The organism is Enterobacter sp. EGD-HP1, from assembly GCF_000733275.2.
Taxonomy (GTDB): Bacteria; Pseudomonadota; Gammaproteobacteria; order Enterobacterales; family Enterobacteriaceae; genus Enterobacter.
Genome location: NZ_AVOP01000035.1, coordinates 1 through 19,560, shown reverse-complemented (window position 1 = coordinate 19,560; position 19,560 = coordinate 1). Strand labels below are relative to the sequence as shown.

Sequence of the window (19,560 nt, the reverse complement as noted above, 5' to 3'; positions counted from 1 at the left end):
GATGGCTTAGTTGCTGGCGGTTTTCATCGGCTGGTCGGGCTTTTTATCGTTTCCGGCGATGAACGGGCTCCACGGCTGGGCGCGTACCGGCTGCTCCGTCTGCCACACCACGTTGAACTGGCCGTTGCCTTCGATTTCACCGATCATGACCGGCTTATGCAGATGGTGGTTGGTGGCATCCATGGTGAGCGTAAAGCCAGACGGCGCCTTAAAGGACTGGCCGGCCATCGCCGCACGCACTTTATCCACGTCGGTGGTGCCCGCTTTTTCCACCGCCTGCGCCCACATATGAATACCTACGTAAGTGGCCTCCATCGGGTCGTTGGTCACCACGGTATCGGCGTTCGGCAGCTTATGCGCTTTGGCATAGGCTTTGTAATCTGCCACGAAGGCCTGGTTGGTCGGGTTATCGACGGATTCGAAGTAGTTCCATGCGGCCAGGTTGCCGACCAGCGGTTTGGTGTCGATCCCGCGCAGCTCTTCTTCGCCCACGGAGAACGCCACCACCGGCACGTCGGTTGCCTTCAGCCCCTGGTTAGCCAGCTCTTTATAAAACGGCACGTTGGAATCGCCGTTGATGGTCGACACCACGGCGGTTTTGCCGCCTGCGGAGAATTTCTTGATATTGGCGACGATGGTCTGGTAGTCGCTATGGCCAAACGGGGTATAAACCTCTTCGATGTCCTTATCCTCCACCCCTTTCGAATGCAGGAAAGCGCGCAGGATCTTGTTAGTGGTGCGCGGGTAGACGTAATCGGTTCCCAGCAGGAAGAAGCGCTTCGCCGCGCCGCCGTCTTCGCTCATCAGGTATTCCACCGCCGGGATGGCCTGCTGGTTCGGCGCGGCGCCGGTATAGAAGACGTTCGGCGACATCTCTTCGCCTTCATACTGCACCGGGTAGAACAGCAGACCGTTCAGTTCCTCGAAGACCGGCAGCACGGATTTGCGCGAGACCGACGTCCAGCAGCCGAACACGACCGCCACTTTATCCTGACTTAACAGCTGGCGCGCTTTCTCGGCAAACAGCGGCCAGTTTGAGGCGGGATCCACCACCACCGGCTCCAGTTTTTTACCCAGTACGCCGCCTTTGGCGTTGATCTCGTCGATGGTCATCAGCGCGACGTCTTTCAGCGGCGTTTCGGAGATCGCCATGGTGCCGGAAAGAGAATGCATGATCCCCACTTTGATGGTGTCGGCCGCCTGCACGCCAAAACTCATTCCCATCGCCACGACGGACGCGGATAACGCAAAGGCTTTTAATAAGGTACGACGCTGCATATTTTCACTCCTGAAAAAGAACGCTGTGCGAAAACGTCCGTTAAGGCGTGGACGCGGAAAAAAATGTATCAGCGAAGCAGCAGCAAAAAGGATGCCAGAATGGAGGACGCGCTATTTCTGAAGGGGGAAAGCCGGATGTAAAGAGAACGTCTCAGAATGGCACAGCGCTGCACTTTTATAATGCAGCGCTGTGAAAGATGCTTTACCAGACTTCGCTGGCGATCTGCGTGACCAGACGGACTTTATCCCACTGCTGGGATTCACTCAGGCTGTTGCCCTCTTCGGTAGAGGCAAAGCCGCACTGCGGGCTGAGGCAAATTTGCTCTTTTGCCACGTATTTCGCCGCCTCTTCCAGACGGGCTTTAATCCCCTCCGGGTTCTCCAGCTCGCCGTTTTTCGTGGTGATAAGACCCAGCACCACCTGCTGCTTGCCCGGGCGAATGAAGCGCAATGGCGCGAAATCCCCGCTGCGGTCGTTATCATATTCAAGGAAGAACGCGTCAACGTTGACGGTTCCGAACAGCACTTCCGCCACAGGCTCATAGCCGCCTTCGGAAATCCAGGTTGAACGGAAGTTCCCGCGGCAGACGTGCAGCCCGATGGTCAGATCGTCCGGCTTGCCTTCCAGCGCCTTGTTCAGGACGCGGGCATAGATGCGTGCCAGCTCATCGGCATCATCGCCGCGCTCGCGGATCTGACGGCGCTGATCGTCCGAACAGAGATAGGCCCATACGGTGTCGTCAAGCTGCAGGTAACGGCAGCCCGCGTCGTAAAATGCGCGGATAGCGTCGCGCCAGGTGGTCGCCAGATCGTCGAAATAGTCATTCAGATCCGGGTACACCGTCGCATCGATGTCTTTGCGCCCGCCGCGGAAATGGAGCACGCTCGGGCTGGGAATGGTCATTTTCGGCTGAGCATTGCCGCTGATGCTCTTCAGATAACGAAAATCTTCAAGCATCGGATGGTCGCCAAAGCCCAGCTTACCGGTGACGCGCACGCCGTGGGCCTTGGTTTGTACCCCGTTGAACTGGATGCCCTGCTGTGAATCGTAACGCTCAACGCCCTGCAGGCCGTCGAAGAAGTCGAAGTGCCACCAGGCACGACGAAACTCGCCGTCGGTCACCACATGCAGGCCGCACGCGCACTGCTGCTCAACGACGTGGCGGATAGCGTCATCCTCTACCGCGCGAAGCTGTCCGGCATCAATTTCACCGCTGGCGAACTTCAGGCGAGCCTGTTTGATCGCATCCGGGCGTAAAAAACTGCCGACTACATCGGCGCGGAACGGGGCGTGGTGTCGTTGCATGAAAATCTCCTCAGTCTGCCGGCGATAATTGCCAGCAGTGATAATTCATTATTTGAAGCCTTAGACTTCTGGATGTCTAAATGTCCAAAAACAATGTCATACCTTACCGGCACCGGCAAACGAGAAAAATTCACGGGTGTTGAAAAAAATTCATCTTCACAGCGCAGCGGCGGTTTCGCTGCTGGCAAAGGCGAACTTTTCATCCTCCCAGCCGGTGATGCCCCCGAGCATGATTTTGACCGGCAGCCCGAGACGCGCCAGCTTCAGCGCGGCTCTGTCCGCGCCGTTGCAGTGCGGCCCTGCGCAGTAGACGACGAACAGCGTGCCTTCAGGCCATTGGGCCATACGCTCCGCAGTAATCTGGCTCCGCGGCAGGTGCAGAGCGCCGGGCACGTGACGACGGGCAAACTGCTCCGGGCTTCCCACCACGTGCAGCAGCACGAAGTCCTGCTCGTGGTTGACGATGGCGTGATGCACATCAGCACAGTCGGTTTCGACGCTCAGGCGACGCAGAAAATGGGTAACGGCTTCCTGCGGCTCGGCAGCCGGAAATTCAGTAACATAGCTCATGATCCTTCCTCATCTTTGGCGTTTGTGTTAACACTACTCTATCCACAAATTCAGCCCGTGAATGCGTTCGCTTATGCCAGAAAACAGCAAAAAGATGACAAACTTAAGACAAATTTCCCGCCCGAAAGTGGTTGTGCTGGCGTATGACGGTCTGTGTACCTTTGAATTTGGCGTAGCGGTGGAGATTTTCGGCCTGCCGCGCCCCGAACTGGGCGACGAATGGTATCGTTTTGCGGTGGCGAGCGTTGACAGCGGTGAACTTCGCGCGACGGGCGGGATCCGCATCATCACCGACGGGGATATCACCCTGCTTGAGTCTGCCGACCTGATCGTTGTTCCGGGCTGGCGGGGACTGGACTCACCGGTTCCGGATGCGCTCTGCGGGGCATTGCGTCAGGCCAGCGCGCGCGGGTGCCAGCTGCTCTCCATCTGCTCGGGCGTGTTTGTCCTCGCCGCCTCGGGGCTGCTGAACGGACGCAAAGCCACGACGCACTGGCGCTATATTGACGCGCTAAAGGCCCGCTACCCTGACATCGACGTGGTTGAGGATGTGCTCTACCAGGACGAAGGCGATATTCTGACCTCCGCTGGCAGCGCTGCGGGGATCGATCTCTGCCTGCACGTTGTGCGTCGTGATTATGGCATGGAAACCGCCAACAGCGTGGCGCGTCGGCTGGTCATTCCTCCCCACAGGGATGGATCTCAGCCGCAGCAGCTGAGCCGCCCGGTGGCGCAGCTTCGGGAAAGCCAGCGTCTCGGCCAGCTGTTTGATTTTCTGCACACGCATCTTATCGAGGCGCACAGTGTCGACTCGCTGGCGCGTCGGGTCGGTATGAGCCAGCGCACCTTCCTTCGTCGCTTCGAGGCGGCAACGGGAACGACGCCCGCACGCTGGTTAATCAATGAGCGCCTGCTGAGAGCAAAAGATTACCTGGAAAGCAGCCGGTTAAGTATCGACAGTATTGCTGAACAGACCGGGTTTGGTCAGGCGTCGACACTGCGCCACCATTTTCGCCAGCAGTTCGCGCTTTCCCCGGCCCAGTACCGCAAACAATTTTCACGTCCTGGTACTGCACGCTGAGGCGTCAGTTTAAGGGTTACACTGGCACACGGAGCATCTGATGGTCACCACACACGTTTTTATCGCGGTCAGTCTTGATGGCTACATCGCCCGAGAGAATGACGATATCGACTGGCTGCTGCAGCGCGACGATCCGACTGAAGATCATGGCTATGAGGCGTTTATCGCAGACAAAGACTGGATCGTAATGGGACGAGGGAGTTATGAGAAGGTACTGACCTTCGACGCATGGCCTTACGATCGGCCCGTGCTGGTGCTCTCACGACAGCTGGCCAACACGCCCGTGCCGGAGGCGCTGAAGGGAAAAGTGCAGTTCTCATCCCGCACGCCACAGGAGGTGCTGGACGATCTCGCCGCACAGGACGTCCATCGCGTCTATCTCGATGGCGGACAGGTGATACAGTCGTTCCTGCGCGAAGGACTGGTAGCCGATATGGTGATCACGACCGTACCTGTGCTGCTCGGTTCGGGAAAGCCACTGTTCGGAACCTTGTCCCGGGATGTTGATTTGACCCTGGTATCAAGCCGCAGCTTCCCTTCGGGCCTGGTGCAGTCGCACTATCGGCTGACTCCATGAACCCATCGCGAGGCCTGCACGTAAAAAAAAACCGCCATAAATGGCGGTAAATGCTTGCATGGATAGATTTGTATTTTGGTCTCTACGTCCCGACACTCCATGGCCGAGCTGCGGATCTCATACAACCTAACACCTGCTGTCTTAACGAACGCTAAACAACCTTATTAACCGGCATGGGTATTGATCTCTAAATAACGCATAAGGCCCTGCTCTGCGCTTTGTCTGGCGTCGTCATTAATGGCTTCAAGATAAAAAGAGCGTGCGACCCCATAAGGTGCTTTTTCTGAGGGATAAACCGCAAACTGGAATGTTTTTCCTCTTGCTTGATGGGTGCAATCTAATTCCCAGCGCACGTCGTTCACTTTTTTGCTGGTGCAGTCAACGCCACCATAATCGCTGGTTAAATAGGAACCGACGCGAATCTCTGCAGACCGGATATATTCTGGTTCGTCATTAATTACATAACGAACCCCTACAACGCCTCCAACAGCAACCGCCAGAAGCGTAAGCACTATTATTTTTTTCATTTATAAATGACCTATTCCTTAGCCCAAGATAGCGATTATATAAGATTTATCCTTAATATAAATATCCATTGTGGGCAAGAAATGGGGGTTTACAAAGTTCTCATTGATTTTTAGGAAATATCTTAATCGATATTCTAAATCCACACTTTTTGACATTTTCTTTGCGTGAATTTTATCTTTTGAATAATAACACTATAAAATAATCGTCATGATTATCCCGCATTATTTTATAGCGGTGAATCCATGATTAAAAAAGGGTTATCTCTCATTATGCTTATATGTGCGCTATTTTCAGGCCAGCTGATGGCCGGGCACAAAGGGCATGAATATTTATGGGTAAAGAATGTGGGGCATCAGCTTCGTCATGAAGCCGACAGCGATGAGTTGCGAAGCGCTGCGGAAGAGTCGGCGGAGGGTTTGCGCGAACACCACCTGTGGCAGAAATCGCGCAAACCAAACACGCACGTTCGGTAATTAGCTGCCCTTGCGTTTTGGCAGGGTTTTCATCAGGTCGTCAGGACTCACGGACGCCACGATACTGCCGGGCTGCGGCATTTTGAAGATGTGGTTTTTCATCTTGCCAATCACATGCATTTCGCAAGGACGGCAGTCGAACTTGAGGGTCAGAACTTCGTCACCGTTGACCAGCTGCATGGGCGTAGCCTTCCAGCTCTTAATGTTCCCTTTCGCCTGCTTAGGGCACAGGTTAAACGCAAAGCGGAGGCAGTGCTTGGTGATCATCACCGGCACATCACCCTTCTCTTCATGCGCTTCATAGGCTGCGTCGATCAGCTGCACGCCGTGGCGATGATAAAATTCACGGGCTTTATGGTTGTAGACATTGGCGAGGAAGGATAAATGGGTGTCCGGGTAGACTGGCGCAGGGACGGCTTCCGCTTTACGACTACCGCGCGGATACTGTGCCAGGCGTGCGGCGTCCAGCATCTCTGCCGTTTCACGGCGGAACGCGTTAAGCAGGCTGTTCGGCACGAACAGCGCGTCCGGTAGATTCACGTCGATAGCGCGCGCGTAGTAAATCGTTTGGCCCAGCTTCGCCACGCCATCCTTCAGGCTGTTAAGCGCTTTTTCCGCGTTGTTTGCCACCTCGAAAAGACCATCGAGCGTATGCGTCACGCTGATGCCGTCTTCACAGGTCATGGTCAGAATCAGCTGTTCTTCCCAGCCGCCCAGCTCAATATCCACGGCGATACGGCGTTCGCTGGAGGTTTTCAGCAGCGCCTGCTGCCAGTTATGATCGAGGTTACGGTTGAGCGCCGCGTTCGGCCGCGCCTTGTAGAGATCGGCGGGCATTTCATTCGGCCATACGCGATAGCGGTTCTCGCCGGTTTTTTCCACCGTATTGGCCCGGAAGCCGACGACTTCACGCTTAATCATCACGTTAAGGCCATCGCCGTTCGCCAGTGGTTCTGTCACTTCAACATCAAGGTGATCTTTCGCCACTTTTAGCACTTCACCGACAGGTAAACCGATAAACTTCGGTGAATCAAACGCGCCGATATCCCCTTTACGGGCATTCACAAAATAGTCCGTACTGCCGCGGTGAAACGTCTTGTCGGTCGACGGAATAAAGAAATGCTCGGTGCGACCGGCCGACGCGCGCGCCAGGTCGCCGCGGTCTTCGATGATGGCGTCCAGCATCTGGCGATAGTGCGCGGTGATGTTCTTCACGTAGCTCATATCTTTGTAGCGCCCTTCAATCTTGAAGGAACGTACGCCCGCGTCGATCAGCGCGCCCAGGTTGGCCGTCTGATCGTTATCCTTCATAGAGAGCAGGTGTTTTTCGAACGCCACGACGCGGCCCTGATCGTCTTTCAGGGTATACGGCAGACGGCAGGCCTGAGAACAGTCGCCGCGGTTGGCGCTGCGGCCCGTCTGCGCGTGGGAAATATTACACTGACCGGAATAGGCCACGCACAGCGCGCCGTGGATAAAGAATTCAATCGTCGCGTCGGTCGCCTGGTGAATATCGCGGATCTGATTCAGGTTCAGCTCGCGCGCCAGAACGATCTGCGAAAAGCCGACGTCGGAGAGAAACTTCGCCTTCTCGACCGTACGGATATCACACTGGGTACTGGCATGGAGCTCAATAGGTGGAATATCCAGCTCAAGCACGCCCATATCCTGAACGATCAGGGCATCAACGCCGGTCTGGTACAGATCGGTAATCAGACGTTGCGCAGGCTCCAGCTCATCATCATGAAGAATGGTGTTCAGGGTCACGAACACTTTCGCCCCGAAACGGTGGGCGAACGGCACCAGTTCAGCAATATCGCTCAGGCTGTTGCTGGCGTTATGGCGGGCACCGAAGCCTGGGCCACCAATGTAGACGGCGTCAGCGCCGTGAAGGATCGCTTCACGGGCAATGGCGGCGTCTCGGGCCGGGCTTAAAAGTTCAAGATGATGGGATTGCAGGCGCATACTTCGTCGTTATCCGTTATGGTCAAAATGGCGGCTATTGTAGTCAGAAGTATGCGTCAGCGAAACAGTTTTGCGTAGCGTCAGCGGGGATAATGAATCAGGGAGTGAAAATGCACCGTTCGGTCGCCGCTATTGCGGTAGGCGTGCGGTTTATCACCGGCAAAACGGACGCCTGAATCGGCAGAAATCGTCTGCCATTTGCCGTCAAGCTTCATCTCCAGCTCGCCGCTGACCACCACCACATGTTCAATCACCCCGGCCTCATGCGGCGTGGATTCACTCAGCGCGCCGGGCGCCAGGGTAATGGAGAAATAATCAAACCGAAGCGTCTCGTCCCACGGAAAGAGCGATTTAACCACCATCGCCTGCTGCTGCGGATCAAACACCGCCTGCCGGTCCGCCTCCGGCGTAATGAAGGCGGAAAACGGAACGTTTAAACCGGTGGCAATTTTCCACAGCGTCGACACCGTCGGGCTGGATTCATTGCGCTCGATTTGCCCCAGCATGGCTTTTGACACGCCGGTTTCGTCTGCGAGCTTCGACAAACTCCAGCCGCGCGCCTGGCGCAGGGTTTTCAGCGTGGTTGCAAGATGTAGTGTGATGTCCATGTTCCCTCCTGATGACGATCAGCATACCACTTGTACGCTATAGCGCACAGTGTTACCTTATGCCGGACGTTATAACGCACAACGGAGTTTCCATGCGCCCTTCCTCTCACCTTGTTCCAGTCGCACTGGCTGGATTTGTCGCCGTGCTGGTTGGTTACGCCAGCTCGGCCGCCATCATCTGGCAGGCCGCCGCGGCGGCAGGCGCCAGCGCACAGCAGATTGCGGGCTGGATGACCGCGCTGGGGATTGGGATGGGCGTCAGCACGCTGGCGCTTTCCTGGTGGTACAAAGCGCCGGTGCTGACCGCCTGGTCGACGCCCGGCGCGGCTCTGCTTGCCACCAGCCTGCACGGGGTGACGCTGGCCGAGACGATTGGCGTGTTCATCTTTGCTAACGCGCTCATTTTGCTCTGCGGCATCACAGGCTTATTCGCCAGACTGATGAAGCTGATCCCCCATTCCCTGGCCGCCGCCATGCTGGCTGGGGTGCTGCTGCAGTTTGGCCTGCACGCGTTTGCGCACCTGGAGGGGCACTTTCTGCTGTGCGCCAGCATGATTGCGGCATGGCTGATAGCAAAAGCGCTGGCCCCGCGTTATGCCATCGTGGTCACGCTGCTGGTCGGCGGTATCGTGGCATGGGCGGGTGGTGACGTTGTCACTGACAAGCTCGCGTTCTCCCTTGTGATGCCTGAGTTTATTGCGCCCACGTTCACCTTCACCAGCCTGGTAAGTATTGGCGTACCCTTCTTCCTGGTCACCATGGCATCGCAAAACGCGCCGGGTTTCGCCACGATGAAGGCATCCGGTTACGCGCTGGCGGTCTCACCGCTCATCATCGTTACCGGGGCGCTGGCGCTGCTGCTTTCCCCTTTTGGCGTGTTTTCTATCTGTATCGCGGCCATTACTGCCGCCATTTGTCAAAGTCCGGATGCACACCCGGACGCCGAAAAACGCTGGCTGGCGGCCATCGCAGCCGGAGGGTTTTATCTGCTGGCGGGGATTTTCGGCGGCTCGATTACGGGGCTGATGGCCGCTCTGCCGCTCAGCTGGATCCAGACGCTGGCCGGTCTGGCGCTGCTGGGCACCATCAGCGGAAGTTTATATCAGGCATTAAGCCACGAAGCGGAGCGCGACGCGGCCATCGTCACGTTCCTGATGACCGCAAGCGGCGTCACGATCCTGGGTATCGGTTCGGCATTCTGGGGGCTGGTGCTGGGGGGCGTATGCTATGCCCTGTTTTCACGCGCTCGCCGCACGTAGCTGCGAAGGCGTCATGCCCGTCGCGCTGCGAAAGCGGTTACTAAAGTGGCTGGCGGAGTTAAACCCGCAGGCAAGCGCGATGTCCGTCAGCGGCGTCGAGGTGTGCTGCACCAGGGCCTTCGCTTTTTCCATTCGCCTTTGCATCACGTACTGATGCGGCGCCAGCCCCGTCGACTGGCGGAACATGCGGGCAAAATGGTATTCGCTGAGGGCGGCCTGCGCCGCCAGTTCAGCCAGCGTCAGGGGCTGGCCCAGGTTCTCTTCGATAAAGGCCAGCACGTTGCGCAGCACGAACGGCGATAGCCCGCCGGTGACGACCGGCAGCTTCCACTGAACGTTAGAGTAGTTTTGCAGCAGATGGGTCAGGAGCAGCGTAGAGGCCGTGCTCAGGGTGAGCTGGTTGGCATTCTGCTGCCAGTCGCAGCCGAGCAAAAACTGGCGATACAGCGCGGTGATCTTCGGATCGCTACCGAAAATGCGCTCGTCCAGCGTCAGCGAAAGCGGCCGCTTATCCCAGATTTTTTCCCCCACGTCACGCAGATGTTCATCGGTGCAGTAGAGATGCACAAACGACAGGTCATCACGGATATCCCACGTCGATTCGCTCTCTTTTGGCATCAGACAGAAACGGTCCGGTCCCCCGCCGTTCTTCCAGCCGCCCGGCGTCTTTTGGTAGCTTTCGTAACCGTCCGCCACGTACAGGCTGAGGGTATGATGGTTACTTTTTACCGTTATCGTATCGTGCTTGTTGTACCACGCTGCCAGCTGAATACCCGAATTCAGCGAGACGGTTTCCCGCAGGACCGCATTCTGTTGGCAAAGCGTTTCAAAGGTATCGTAAGCGTGAGACATAACCGTTAGCGCATGATTGATGGGAATATCAGTCTAAGAAGAGTTGTCTCCCGTTGCCAGTCCCCGTGGAAGAAAAAAGCGCAAGATTTTGCAAGTCACCCGCAAGCCGGTGAAAGCCCGTCGCGGATCTCAGCGCCATACTGCGGGCTTCCGTGGTTTGAGAAGAGAAAAAGTATGAACGCATTATTATACGGACTGGTGGTGGTCATCTGGGGAACCACCTGGATTGCGATTTTCCTGCAGCAGGGCCCCGTAGCCGCGCCCGTCTCTATTTTCTGGCGTTTCGCCGTCGCCAGCCTCACGATGATGGTGGTGTTAATCGCCCTGCGCCGCCTGCGCAAGCTGGCGCTGCGGGATCACCTTTATTGCATGCTCCAGGGATGCTGCGTTTTTTGCTTTAACTTCTGGTGTTTTTACACCGCCGCTTCACACATCAACACCGGGCTGGAATCGGTGATCTTCTCCATGGCCGTGCTCTATAACGTCATTAACAGCTTTATATTCTTCGGGCAGCGTCCGCCGGCGCGGTTCTGGACGGCGGCGGCACTGGGGCTCGTCGGGATCGTCACTCTCTTCTGGGACGATCTGCTGGCCAGCGGCTGGAGCGCGTCGCTCCTGACGGGCATTGGGCTTTCCGCGCTCGGCACCTACGGCTTCTCGCTGGGCAATATGATCAGCATGCGCCATCAGCGCAGAGGCCTGGAAACCATGACCACCAACGCCTGGGCGATGCTCTACGGCACGCTGGTGATGGGCGGCATTGCCCTGTTCAGAGGCGACAGCTTCGCGCCGGAGTGGACCTTCAGCTACGTTGGCGCACTGCTCTATCTGGCGCTGTTTGGCTCGGTCATTGCCTTTGGCGCCTACTTCACGCTGGTGGGCCGCATTGGTCCGGGCAAAGCGGCCTACAGCACGCTGCTCTTCCCGCTGGTGGCCTTGTCCATCTCCACGGTGTATGAAGGCTACGTCTGGCATATCAACGGTATCGTGGGATTAGTGCTGATTCTGGGGGGAAATATGGTGATGTTTACCAAACCGGAAACCTGGTTCAGGCGCTTACGAACGGCGTAAATAAAACGGCCTGCATTACGCAGGCCGTTTTATTTTATTTAGCGGTTTTTTTCACATCAAACATGGTGGCATCTGTCGCCATATCATCAACAACCTGCTTCAGCGTCGCAAAGGTCATTGGCGTACTTTCGTTGTTCAGATCTTTACCTTCGCCTTTACGCACCACCTTCATGACCGGTTTGTTAGTGGCTGCATCGATCAGCTCGCCTTCAAAGAAGAGATGCGTATCCATGGTGCGATGCCCGGTTGCCATCTGCGTACCCGCTACCACCAGCGCGACCGGCACCACTTCATAGAACTGCAGACCCTCTTTCTGCGAACTCACCCCGGTAATGGCACCGCGGAAAATCAGGCTGTGTTTACCCGGCGTGGTCACAATTGGCTTACGCGTACCAATAGCCGTTTTCATTTTGTTATTGGTGTAATTCAACAGCTCATCAAGCGTTTTTTGACCAATTTGAGTGGTTGGTTTTGGGGTTGGATAATAAGTAATCGGCGTCCAGAGAATACTGTCGTAATTCGCTTCGTTATAGGAAGGGTCAACCCAACGCAGCGTGGGTTTTCCCGTCGCAGATGTTGTCTGTTGTAAGCCTGAATAGTCTTTTAAAAAGCCGGAGTATTGTTCGGGAGCGGCGACTTTTGAAGAACAGCCCGCCAGCGCCAACAGACCAGTAAGCACTGCAACTTTAAAAAAAGTTTGAGTACGCATGATAGTTTTCCATGTTATCTGCAAGTATGCATTTGAAGTTATAGCAAAAGACGAGTGGGTTTGTTGTGACAAAAAATGATGCGGGGAGCACAAATTGCGAAAAGACTGCCCGGAGGCGTGCCGGGCAGTGAAAAATTACTGATTTATATCCAGTTGCCAGAACAGATGTTTGCCAAACGGGTCGATTTCGTAGCCCGTCACCTCCTTGCGCACCGGTTCGAAAATGGTTGAATGCGCAATCATCACCGCGGGCATCTGGTCATGCATCATCTGCTGAGCCTGTTTATACAGCGCCACGCGTTTATCGCGATCGGTCGTTGATTTTGCTTCCGCAATAATTTTGTCAAAGGGCTTATAGCACCATTTCGCCGAATTTGACCCGCCGTTTGCCGAGGTGCAGGTAAACAGCGGACCAAAGAAGTTGTCAGGATCGCCCGTTGCGGTTGTCCAGCCCATCAGCGCGGCCTGATGCTCGCCGCCCTTCACGCGCTTCAGGTATTCGCCCCATTCGTAGGTGACGATGTTGGTCTGTACGCCGATTTTCGCCCAGTCGGCCTGAATCATCTCCGCCATTCGTTTCGCATTCGGATTGTACGGACGCTGCACCGGCATCGCCCACAGGTCGACGCTCACGCCGTTGGCAAAACCGGCCTCTTTCAGCAGCGCCTTTGCCTTTTCGGGATCGTAATCCTTAAGCTCGCTGTCAGCGCTCCAGACGCCCGGCGGCAGCAGGTTCTTCGCCGCAGTGCCGGTGCCATGGAACACCGCGTCAATAATGGCCGGTTTATTGATGGCCATCGCCAGCGCCTGACGGACTTTTACGTTATCCAGCGGCGGCTTTTGAGTATTGAACGCCAGAAAACCGGTATTCAGTCCGGCTTTGCTCATCAGGTTGATGTCTTTGTTCGCCTTCATGCGCGGCAGGTCCGCCGGGTTCGGGAACGGCATCACCTGACATTCGTTCTTCTCGATTTTGGCAAAACGCACGGAGGCATCCGGTGTGATGGAGAACACCAGCCGGTCCAGCTTCGATTTCCCCTGCCAGTAGTCGGCGAACGCCGTAAACAGGATCCGCGAATCCTTCTGATACTGCGCCAGCTTAAACGGCCCGGTGCCGATGGGCTCCATATCCACCTTCTCCGGGGTGCCGGCTTTGAGCATCGCGTCGGCATACTCCGCAGAAAGGATCGAGGCAAAATACCATGCCAGATCGGCGACAAACGGCGCTTCCGGGTGCGCCAGGGTAAAGCGTACGGTGTGGTCATCCACTTTATCAATGCCGGTAATCAGGCTGCCAAACTCCAGGCTTTCGAAGTTCGAGTAGCTGCCGTTAGAGACGTTGTGGTACGGATGATTCACGTCTTTCTGCCGCATAAACGAGAAAATCACGTCATCGGCGTTAAAGTCGCGGGTCGGCGTAAAGGATTTATTGCTCTGGAATTTGACGCCTTTACGCAGATGGAAGGTATAAACCTTGCCGTCGTCGCTAACTTCCCAGCGCTCCGCCAGGCTCGGCACCAGCTCCGTGGTGCCGGGTTTGAAATCGACCAGCCGGTTATAGACCGGCACGGCGCTGGCGTCCACGCTGGTTCCCGAGGTGTATAGCTGAGGATTAAAATTTTCCGGCGATCCTTCGGAGCAATACACCAGCGTTTTCGCGGCAACGGTGGAACTGACCGTGAGTGCAGCGAGTGCCAGCGCGAGAGTTGTGAGTTTGCTTTTCATCATTTATTCCTGTCTTTTTAATTCGACGGCTAATTAATTCTTTTGCCATTTCATAAATAACATTAAAGTGAGATGGCAAACACCTGAAAAATAAATAAGGAACAAATCACTATGGGCTCGCCGCTTTCCAGACAATTAACGCACCGTTTTTTCCGCTATCTCGCTATTACCAGCCAGAGCGATCCCAAAGTCAAAACCCTGCCCTCAACGCCGGGCCAGCACGACATGGCGCGCGAGCTGGCGCAGGAGCTGTCACAGCTGGGATTAGACGACATCGTGATTGATGAATTCGCCACGGTAACGGCGGTAAAAAAAGGCAACGTGCCCGGTGCGCCGCGCATCGGCTTTATTACCCATATTGATACCGTGGACGTGGGATTATCACCGGATATTCATCCACAAATATTAACCTTTACCGGTGAAGATCTCTGTCTGAATAAAGAGAAAGACATCTGGCTGCGGGTTAAGGAGCACCCTGAAATTCTGGCTTACCCGAATGAGGAGATTATTTTCAGCGACGGAACCAGCGTATTAGGCGCCGATAATAAATCGGCGGTCACGGTCGTCATGACGGTGCTGGAAAACCTGACGGCGGAACATCAGCATGGGGATATCGTCGTGGCATTTGTGCCTGATGAAGAGATCGGCCTGAACGGCGCCAAGGCGCTGGACCTTAAGCGCTTCGACGTCGACTTTGCCTGGACTATCGACTGCTGCGAGCTGGGGGAAATTGTCTACGAGAACTTTAATGCGGCAGCCGCTGAAATCCGCTTTACCGGCGTAACCGCGCACCCGATGTCCGCCAAAGGCGTGCTGGTGAATCCCCTGCTGATGGCGACTGACTACATCAGCCATTTTGACCGCCAGCAAACGCCAGAGTGCACCGAGGGGCGTGAAGGCTATATCTGGTTTAACGGCATTCAGGCCGGGCAGAACGAGGCCGTTCTTAAAGCCAATATCCGGGACTTTGACAAGGACAGCTTTGCCGCCCGCAAGCAGCAGATTGCCGACGTTGCCGCGCTGATTGCCGCCCAGCATCCAACGGCCAGGGTGGACTATCGCATTGAAGATACCTACAGCAATATCAGCAATGCGATTGGCGAAGACCGACGCGCTATCGACCTGATGTTTGAGGCGATGGAATCGCTCGGCATCACGCCGAAGCCGACGCCCATGCGCGGCGGTACCGACGGTGCGGCGCTCTCGGCAAAAGGGCTTCTCACGCCGAACTTCTTCACCGGCGCGCATAACTTCCACTCGAAGTTTGAATTCCTGCCGCTGTCGTCGTTCGAGGCGTCTTACAAGACTGCGCTGCAGATCTGCCTGCTGGCCCCACGTTAAGCGGGCTTGCGCGCCAGCATCGTGGCAAAGCGCAGCTTGATGCGGTTACCGTTTTCGTCGGTGCGGTGCAGTTCGCCAACGTCTTCGTTGTATTTGAGCAACTCCCAGCCTTCATAGTAGTTGCTCAGCTCGCCGGTTTTAAACGCAAACGGGAAACCCACGGTGCATGGATAATCCGCCGTATCCATGGCGGCAACAATCAGGTTGTAGCCGCCCGGCTTTGTGCAGCGCTGCATATTGGCGATAAGTCCCGGGATGGTTTTTGACTCCAGGAACATCAGCACCACGGTGGAGAGAATGAAATCGTACTCGCCGTCAAAGCTCAGGCTGTTGAGATCTTTAACCGCCGTGTGGAGGTTGTCGATCCCTTCTTCCGCCTTGATGCGCTCGATATTATCGATGCTCATCGGGTTTTTGTCCCACGCGGTCACCTCGTAACCGTTAGCCGCCAGAAAGAGGCTGTTACGGCCATTGCCGCAGCCCAGATCCAGCGTTTTACCCGGTTTTATCTTTTCCGCACTGAACAGCACCTCTGAATGGGTGCGGGTTAAGCCATATTTCTCTGTGAAGTAGTTTTCATCGACGGTCATTATTTTTTCCTGAGCCTGCATACGTTTAAAGTGCATTCTGGATGCCATTTTAAGGCGTTTACCGCCTGGTTGCCAGCCGTTCGAAAACCGAAAAATTTGCTACGTTTAGTTAAGACGCTTATCAGAGACATAAAGATGAACAAATATCGCCTTAGCGACGAGACACGCCTTTGGCAATGGAAAAACGGCGAGACAACCCACTCTGTGACGCTGCGGCAAATTATCGCGACAGTGGATTTTAACGACGTGACGGCCGGAACCAAAGGCGGCTGGGTTGACGATGAGCGCGCCCTCGCGCAGGACGGCGACTGCTGGATCTACGATGAAAACAGCGTGGTGTTCGCCGGTGCCGTCGTGTCCGGCAACGCGCGTCTTACCCTGCCGTGCATCATCAGCCATGATGCCCGTATCGGCGGCAGTTGCTGGCTTGACAGTGCAGAGGTCAGTCACGGCGCGCGCATAAGTGACAACGTCACCATTCAGCAATCCTGCGTGCGCGGCGAGTGCCATATTTACGGCGAGGCCCGCGTACTGCATCACAGCGTGGTGATTGCTGCCAAAGGGCTGACACCGGACCATGAACAGATCCTGCAAATCTACGATAAGGCGACCGTCAGCCAGTCGCGCATTGTGCACCAGGCGCAAATCTACGGCGAGGCGATGGTCAACTTTGCCTTTGTTGAGCACCGCGCCGAGGTATTCGACAACGCCATCCTCGAAGGTAATGACCTGAATAACGTCTGGGTGTGCGACTGCGCGAAGGTCTATGGCAACGCCCGCGTGATTGCTGGTTTTGACGAGGATGCGATCCCGACGGTGCGCTACAGCTCTCAAATTGCGGAGAACGCCGTGGTGGAAGGAAACTGCGTCATCAAGCACCACGTCCTGATTGGCGGTCAGGCCTGGCTGCGCGGCGGGCCAATCATGCTGGATGATAAGGTAGTGATTCAGGGACGTGCACGGATAAGCGGCGATGTGCTTATTGAGCACCGGGTTGAAATCACCGACGATGCGGTCATTGAAGCCTTTGCCGGGGAGAGCATTCACCTGCGCGGCGAAAAGGTGATTAACGGCGACCAGCGCATCACCCGCACCCCGCTGCTGGGGGCGTTATAGCGTCGCGATCTTCCCGTAGATATTCACATCGTCAAAGCGGCCATTCAGGTATTCCGCTTCCCGGAGGCACCCTTCCAGCGTAAAACCGTTGCGCACGGCAACGTTGTTGCTCTGCAGATTTGCCACCCGACACTTGATCACAAAACGGCGGACCTCACCGCGTACGACGTAGTAGCGCATAAACGCCTGCAGCGACCGGGAGAGAATGCCCTGCCCCTGATGATCTTCATCCAGCCAGTAGCCGATGTAGGCGGCTTTGTTGGTCGGTTCAATGGTGTTGAACGACAGGACGCCAACCAGCGCATCATCCTTGAAGATCAGAAACATTTTGGCGTAGCCGCGCTGGTGCAGCATCTGGTTACTCTGCACGTTGCGGCGGGTATCCTCTTCGCTGCCCACGTGCTGCGCCCAGTCAAAGGCGGTTTGCAGAAAGGCTCTGTTTTTGACGACGAGATTGTGCAGGTCGGCGGTGTAGCGCTCTTCGACGGAACGTAGTTCGATGTGTTGTGAAACGGGGATGATTTCAGATGTCATGGTGCCTCGTCATCGCCCGGTGGCGCTGCGCTTACCGGGCCTACAGTACTGAAACGTAGGCCGGGTAAGGCGAAGCCGCCACCCGGCACAATCCCACAAAAGTTAACGCATTACCCGGTCGTCAACATACTGACGTTTATCCGGCGCTGGCGGGAAATACTGGTACAGCCAGGTTTCGCTGATGGCGTCGCCCTGGCAGCGCAGGAACAGGCGCATATCCACCGGCTCCGTAGAATCCGAGGTTGGATACCAGTCAAACAGGATGCGATAGCCGTCAAACGGCTCAACGTAGAGGATCTCAACCTGCTTCGCTTCACCGCTGGAGAGCGTAATCACCGGCTCGATGCCTTTTGGCGCAGCGGCCTTCAGGTCGCCGCCGACGAAGTCGATAGCAAAGCGACGGGCCCACACTTTCGGGTAATTTTCACCCGGCGCCCAGCCTTCCGGGAACCCGCCCATGCCGGTACGGGTAGCGAAGACGTTGGCCAGCGGAGAGCGCACCGGCGGCATGGCGCTCCAGTACAGACGATATTTGAAGTCCAGCTCGTCGCCCGCCTTGACGGCTTTTTCCGGCTGCCAGAAGCAGACCACGTTATCCAGCGTTTCGCCGGTGGTCGGGATCTCCATCAGGCCAACCGCGCCTTTACCCCAGTCGTTACGCGGTTCAACCCACAGGCTCGGGCGTTTGTTATACCAGCCCATCACGTCCTGATAGTGCGAGAAATCACGATCGAGCTGCAGCAGACCGAACCCTTTCGGGTTTTTGTCCATATAGGCATTAAATTGCAGCTTCTGCGGGTTGTTCAGCGGACGGCAGATCCACTCCCCGTTGCCGCGCCACATCGCCAGGCGGTCGGAGTCATGAATTTGCGGGTGAATGGTGTCGCACATGCGGCGTTCATTATTGCCGCAGCTGAACATGCTGGTCATCGGCGCGATGCCGAGCTGCTTGATGTCCTTACGCGCGTAGAGATGGTTTTCCACCTCCATAATCACCTGGCTCTTCTCGCAGTGGATCACGAATTTATAGGCGCCGGTGATGCTCGGGCTGTCCAGCAGCGTATACACGGTAAACGTGGTATCACCCGGTTTGACGGTTTCAAACCAGAAGGAGGTAAAGTCCGGGAACTCTTCCGGGGTGTCGGTAAAGGTATCTACCGCCAGGCCGCGGGCGGAAAGGCCGTACTGGTAGGTGTCATCAACCGCGCGGAAATAGCTCGCGCCCAGGAAAGAGACGATATCGCGACGCGCCAGTTCAGGGGCCTTAAAGGCGCGGAAGCCCGCAAAGCCGAGATCGATTTGCCCTTCCAGCTGTTTGGTATCCACACCCGTTTCGCCGTAGCTAAACAGCTCCGGACGGAAGTGGATCTCGCGCGCCATGGCGGTAGACTGGTCCAGCGAGAACATCCGCACGCGGCGACGGAACCCCATCCCCATATGGAAGAACTGCACGTCCAGCTGACGCCCTTCAATGTTGTTCCACAGTGACTGTTTTTCATCGTAGCGGATGGCGTTGTACGCCTGCGGCGTCATGGTGGCCAGCGTGTCCGGCAGCGGACGCGGCGCGCCACCCCACGGGGTTTTCGCCAGGTCATGCGCCATGGATTGCAGTACGGAGAAGTCAAAACGACGGCTCTGGCCGTCAGCAATGTCAGAGTCGGCAGCGTATGCCGCTTTGGAAAACAGGGAAGCAAGGCCGGATGTGCCGCTCAGGGCTGCCACTGCCAGCGAGCCTTTTAGAAAACGTCTGCGATTCATGCCTGGAAAAACGTCCTTATGGTCGTGTGAATGTGTTTCGCGCTCGGCGAAATGACGGCAAGAAAGAACGCACAGCCTAAACAAAAATGGTTAAGAATCCAATTGTTGGCCGGTGATTATCTGAACAAAGTGAGAAATATTTTCTGTCGACCAGAACGGCCCGAAAGTGGTGTAAAGAAAGCCTGGGAAATGTGTGTAAAAATGCCCCGGTGCGACATC

The 19,560-nt window shown here is 56.1% G+C and carries 19 protein-coding genes; 7 read left to right on the top strand and 12 right to left on the bottom strand.

The features are described 5' to 3' along the window. Positions 1 to 6: 6 nt before the first annotated feature. From urtA to N037_RS20135, 3 genes are all read right to left on the bottom strand, one after another. Positions 7 to 1,278: an urea ABC transporter substrate-binding protein gene (gene urtA / locus N037_RS20145; protein ID WP_014883816.1), complete on the bottom strand. Its 1,272-nt coding sequence runs from the start codon at positions 1,276 to 1,278 to the stop codon at positions 7 to 9. Positions 1,279 to 1,480: 202 nt separating this feature from the next. Then, complete coding sequence (locus tag N037_RS20140) at positions 1,481 to 2,584, bottom strand: cobalamin-independent methionine synthase II family protein (protein WP_032642987.1); 1,104 nt, start codon at positions 2,582 to 2,584, stop codon at positions 1,481 to 1,483. Between the two features lie 156 nt (positions 2,585 to 2,740). Continuing rightward, complete coding sequence (locus N037_RS20135; protein WP_023335689.1) at positions 2,741 to 3,154, bottom strand: rhodanese-like domain-containing protein; 414 nt, start codon at positions 3,152 to 3,154, stop codon at positions 2,741 to 2,743. 73 nt (positions 3,155 to 3,227) lie between these two features. Here N037_RS20135 and ftrA point away from each other — a divergent pair, with 73 nt between their 5' ends. Together ftrA and N037_RS20125 are read left to right on the top strand one after the other, a co-directional pair. Next, positions 3,228 to 4,235, top strand: a complete 1,008-nt coding sequence (ftrA, locus tag N037_RS20130; protein WP_032642986.1) for a transcriptional regulator FtrA — start codon at positions 3,228 to 3,230, stop codon at positions 4,233 to 4,235. Between the two features lie 40 nt (positions 4,236 to 4,275). Continuing rightward, positions 4,276 to 4,812, top strand: a complete 537-nt coding sequence (locus tag N037_RS20125; RefSeq protein ID WP_032642985.1) for a dihydrofolate reductase family protein — start codon at positions 4,276 to 4,278, stop codon at positions 4,810 to 4,812. 164 nt (positions 4,813 to 4,976) lie between these two features. Here the strand turns inward: N037_RS20125 and N037_RS20120 are convergent, their stop codons facing one another. After that, positions 4,977 to 5,339, bottom strand: coding sequence for a hypothetical protein (locus N037_RS20120; protein WP_023335686.1), 363 nt, complete (start codon positions 5,337 to 5,339; stop codon positions 4,977 to 4,979). A gap of 243 nt (positions 5,340 to 5,582) precedes the next feature. Between N037_RS20120 and N037_RS20115 the strand changes: the two genes are divergently transcribed. Further along, positions 5,583 to 5,813, top strand: a complete 231-nt coding sequence (locus N037_RS20115; protein ID WP_032642984.1) for a DUF2554 family protein — start codon at positions 5,583 to 5,585, stop codon at positions 5,811 to 5,813. Here N037_RS20115 and N037_RS20110 read toward each other — a convergent pair whose 3' ends face one another. Then, entirely contained in the window at positions 5,814 to 7,778 is a 1,965-nt protein-coding gene (locus N037_RS20110) for a peptidase U32 family protein (RefSeq protein ID WP_023335684.1), read from the bottom strand. A gap of 80 nt (positions 7,779 to 7,858) precedes the next feature. Next, complete coding sequence (locus N037_RS20105; RefSeq protein ID WP_032642982.1) at positions 7,859 to 8,386, bottom strand: helix-turn-helix domain-containing protein; 528 nt, start codon at positions 8,384 to 8,386, stop codon at positions 7,859 to 7,861. Between the two features lie 92 nt (positions 8,387 to 8,478). Between N037_RS20105 and N037_RS20100 the strand changes: the two genes are divergently transcribed. Beyond that, on the top strand, positions 8,479 to 9,645 hold the full coding sequence (locus N037_RS20100; RefSeq protein ID WP_032642980.1) for a benzoate/H(+) symporter BenE family transporter: 1,167 nt from the start codon (positions 8,479 to 8,481) through the stop codon (positions 9,643 to 9,645). On the opposite strand, the gene N037_RS20095 is transcribed toward N037_RS20100, so the two are convergent. Beyond that, complete coding sequence (locus N037_RS20095) at positions 9,625 to 10,497, bottom strand: helix-turn-helix transcriptional regulator (protein ID WP_032642978.1); 873 nt, start codon at positions 10,495 to 10,497, stop codon at positions 9,625 to 9,627. The genes N037_RS20100 and N037_RS20095 overlap by 21 nt on opposite strands. 174 nt (positions 10,498 to 10,671) lie before the next feature. On the opposite strand from N037_RS20095, the gene N037_RS20090 reads away from it, so the two are divergent. Continuing rightward, positions 10,672 to 11,568, top strand: a complete 897-nt coding sequence (locus N037_RS20090; protein ID WP_032642976.1) for a DMT family transporter — start codon at positions 10,672 to 10,674, stop codon at positions 11,566 to 11,568. Between the two features lie 34 nt (positions 11,569 to 11,602). On the opposite strand, the gene N037_RS20085 is transcribed toward N037_RS20090, so the two are convergent. After that, complete coding sequence (locus N037_RS20085; protein WP_023335679.1) at positions 11,603 to 12,277, bottom strand: DUF3313 domain-containing protein; 675 nt, start codon at positions 12,275 to 12,277, stop codon at positions 11,603 to 11,605. 135 nt (positions 12,278 to 12,412) lie between these two features. Further along, complete coding sequence (locus N037_RS20080) at positions 12,413 to 14,002, bottom strand: ABC transporter substrate-binding protein (protein ID WP_032642974.1); 1,590 nt, start codon at positions 14,000 to 14,002, stop codon at positions 12,413 to 12,415. A gap of 111 nt (positions 14,003 to 14,113) precedes the next feature. Between N037_RS20080 and pepT the strand changes: the two genes are divergently transcribed. After that, complete coding sequence (pepT, locus tag N037_RS20075) at positions 14,114 to 15,343, top strand: peptidase T (protein WP_032642972.1); 1,230 nt, start codon at positions 14,114 to 14,116, stop codon at positions 15,341 to 15,343. On the opposite strand, the gene tehB is transcribed toward pepT, so the two are convergent. Beyond that, entirely contained in the window at positions 15,340 to 15,954 is a 615-nt protein-coding gene (tehB, locus tag N037_RS20070) for a tellurite resistance methyltransferase TehB (protein ID WP_072164034.1), read from the bottom strand. The genes pepT and tehB overlap by 4 nt on opposite strands. A gap of 114 nt (positions 15,955 to 16,068) precedes the next feature. Here tehB and ydcK point away from each other — a divergent pair, with 114 nt between their 5' ends. Continuing rightward, positions 16,069 to 17,049, top strand: coding sequence for a YdcK family protein (ydcK, locus tag N037_RS20065; protein ID WP_032642970.1), 981 nt, complete (start codon positions 16,069 to 16,071; stop codon positions 17,047 to 17,049). Here the strand turns inward: ydcK and rimL are convergent. Together rimL and N037_RS20055 are read right to left on the bottom strand one after the other, a co-directional pair. Beyond that, positions 17,044 to 17,583 carry a 50S ribosomal protein L7/L12-serine acetyltransferase gene (gene rimL / locus N037_RS20060; RefSeq protein WP_032642968.1) on the bottom strand — a complete coding sequence of 180 codons (540 nt, stop codon included), beginning with the start codon at positions 17,581 to 17,583 and terminating at the stop codon, positions 17,044 to 17,046. The genes ydcK and rimL overlap by 6 nt on opposite strands. Positions 17,584 to 17,685: 102 nt before the next feature. Continuing rightward, on the bottom strand, positions 17,686 to 19,341 hold the full coding sequence (locus tag N037_RS20055; protein ID WP_032642965.1) for a glucan biosynthesis protein D: 1,656 nt from the start codon (positions 19,339 to 19,341) through the stop codon (positions 17,686 to 17,688). Positions 19,342 to 19,560 lie beyond the last annotated feature (219 nt).

What these genes read in the sequence shown, in the direction of transcription:
- pepT (WP_032642972.1), top strand. Translation starts at nt 14,114, where the DNA reads ATGGGCTCGCCGCTTTCCAGACAATTAACGCACCGTTTTTTCCGCTAT.
- ydcK (WP_032642970.1), top strand. Translation starts at nt 16,069, where the DNA reads ATGAACAAATATCGCCTTAGCGACGAGACACGCCTTTGGCAATGGAAA.
- rimL (WP_032642968.1), bottom strand. Translation starts at nt 17,583, where the DNA reads ATGACATCTGAAATCATCCCCGTTTCACAACACATCGAACTACGTTCC.
- N037_RS20080 (WP_032642974.1), bottom strand. Translation starts at nt 14,002, where the DNA reads ATGAAAAGCAAACTCACAACTCTCGCGCTGGCACTCGCTGCACTCACG.
- N037_RS20085 (WP_023335679.1), bottom strand. Translation starts at nt 12,277, where the DNA reads ATGCGTACTCAAACTTTTTTTAAAGTTGCAGTGCTTACTGGTCTGTTG.
- ftrA (WP_032642986.1), top strand. Translation starts at nt 3,228, where the DNA reads ATGCCAGAAAACAGCAAAAAGATGACAAACTTAAGACAAATTTCCCGC.
- N037_RS20110 (WP_023335684.1), bottom strand. Translation starts at nt 7,778, where the DNA reads ATGCGCCTGCAATCCCATCATCTTGAACTTTTAAGCCCGGCCCGAGAC.
- N037_RS20105 (WP_032642982.1), bottom strand. Translation starts at nt 8,386, where the DNA reads ATGGACATCACACTACATCTTGCAACCACGCTGAAAACCCTGCGCCAG.
- N037_RS20055 (WP_032642965.1), bottom strand. Translation starts at nt 19,341, where the DNA reads ATGAATCGCAGACGTTTTCTAAAAGGCTCGCTGGCAGTGGCAGCCCTG.
- tehB (WP_072164034.1), bottom strand. Translation starts at nt 15,954, where the DNA reads ATGCAGGCTCAGGAAAAAATAATGACCGTCGATGAAAACTACTTCACA.
- N037_RS20095 (WP_032642978.1), bottom strand. Translation starts at nt 10,497, where the DNA reads ATGTCTCACGCTTACGATACCTTTGAAACGCTTTGCCAACAGAATGCG.
- N037_RS20120 (WP_023335686.1), bottom strand. Translation starts at nt 5,339, where the DNA reads ATGAAAAAAATAATAGTGCTTACGCTTCTGGCGGTTGCTGTTGGAGGC.
- N037_RS20135 (WP_023335689.1), bottom strand. Translation starts at nt 3,154, where the DNA reads ATGAGCTATGTTACTGAATTTCCGGCTGCCGAGCCGCAGGAAGCCGTT.
- N037_RS20090 (WP_032642976.1), top strand. Translation starts at nt 10,672, where the DNA reads ATGAACGCATTATTATACGGACTGGTGGTGGTCATCTGGGGAACCACC.
- N037_RS20140 (WP_032642987.1), bottom strand. Translation starts at nt 2,584, where the DNA reads ATGCAACGACACCACGCCCCGTTCCGCGCCGATGTAGTCGGCAGTTTT.
- N037_RS20125 (WP_032642985.1), top strand. Translation starts at nt 4,276, where the DNA reads ATGGTCACCACACACGTTTTTATCGCGGTCAGTCTTGATGGCTACATC.
- urtA (WP_014883816.1), bottom strand. Translation starts at nt 1,278, where the DNA reads ATGCAGCGTCGTACCTTATTAAAAGCCTTTGCGTTATCCGCGTCCGTC.
- N037_RS20115 (WP_032642984.1), top strand. Translation starts at nt 5,583, where the DNA reads ATGATTAAAAAAGGGTTATCTCTCATTATGCTTATATGTGCGCTATTT.
- N037_RS20100 (WP_032642980.1), top strand. Translation starts at nt 8,479, where the DNA reads ATGCGCCCTTCCTCTCACCTTGTTCCAGTCGCACTGGCTGGATTTGTC.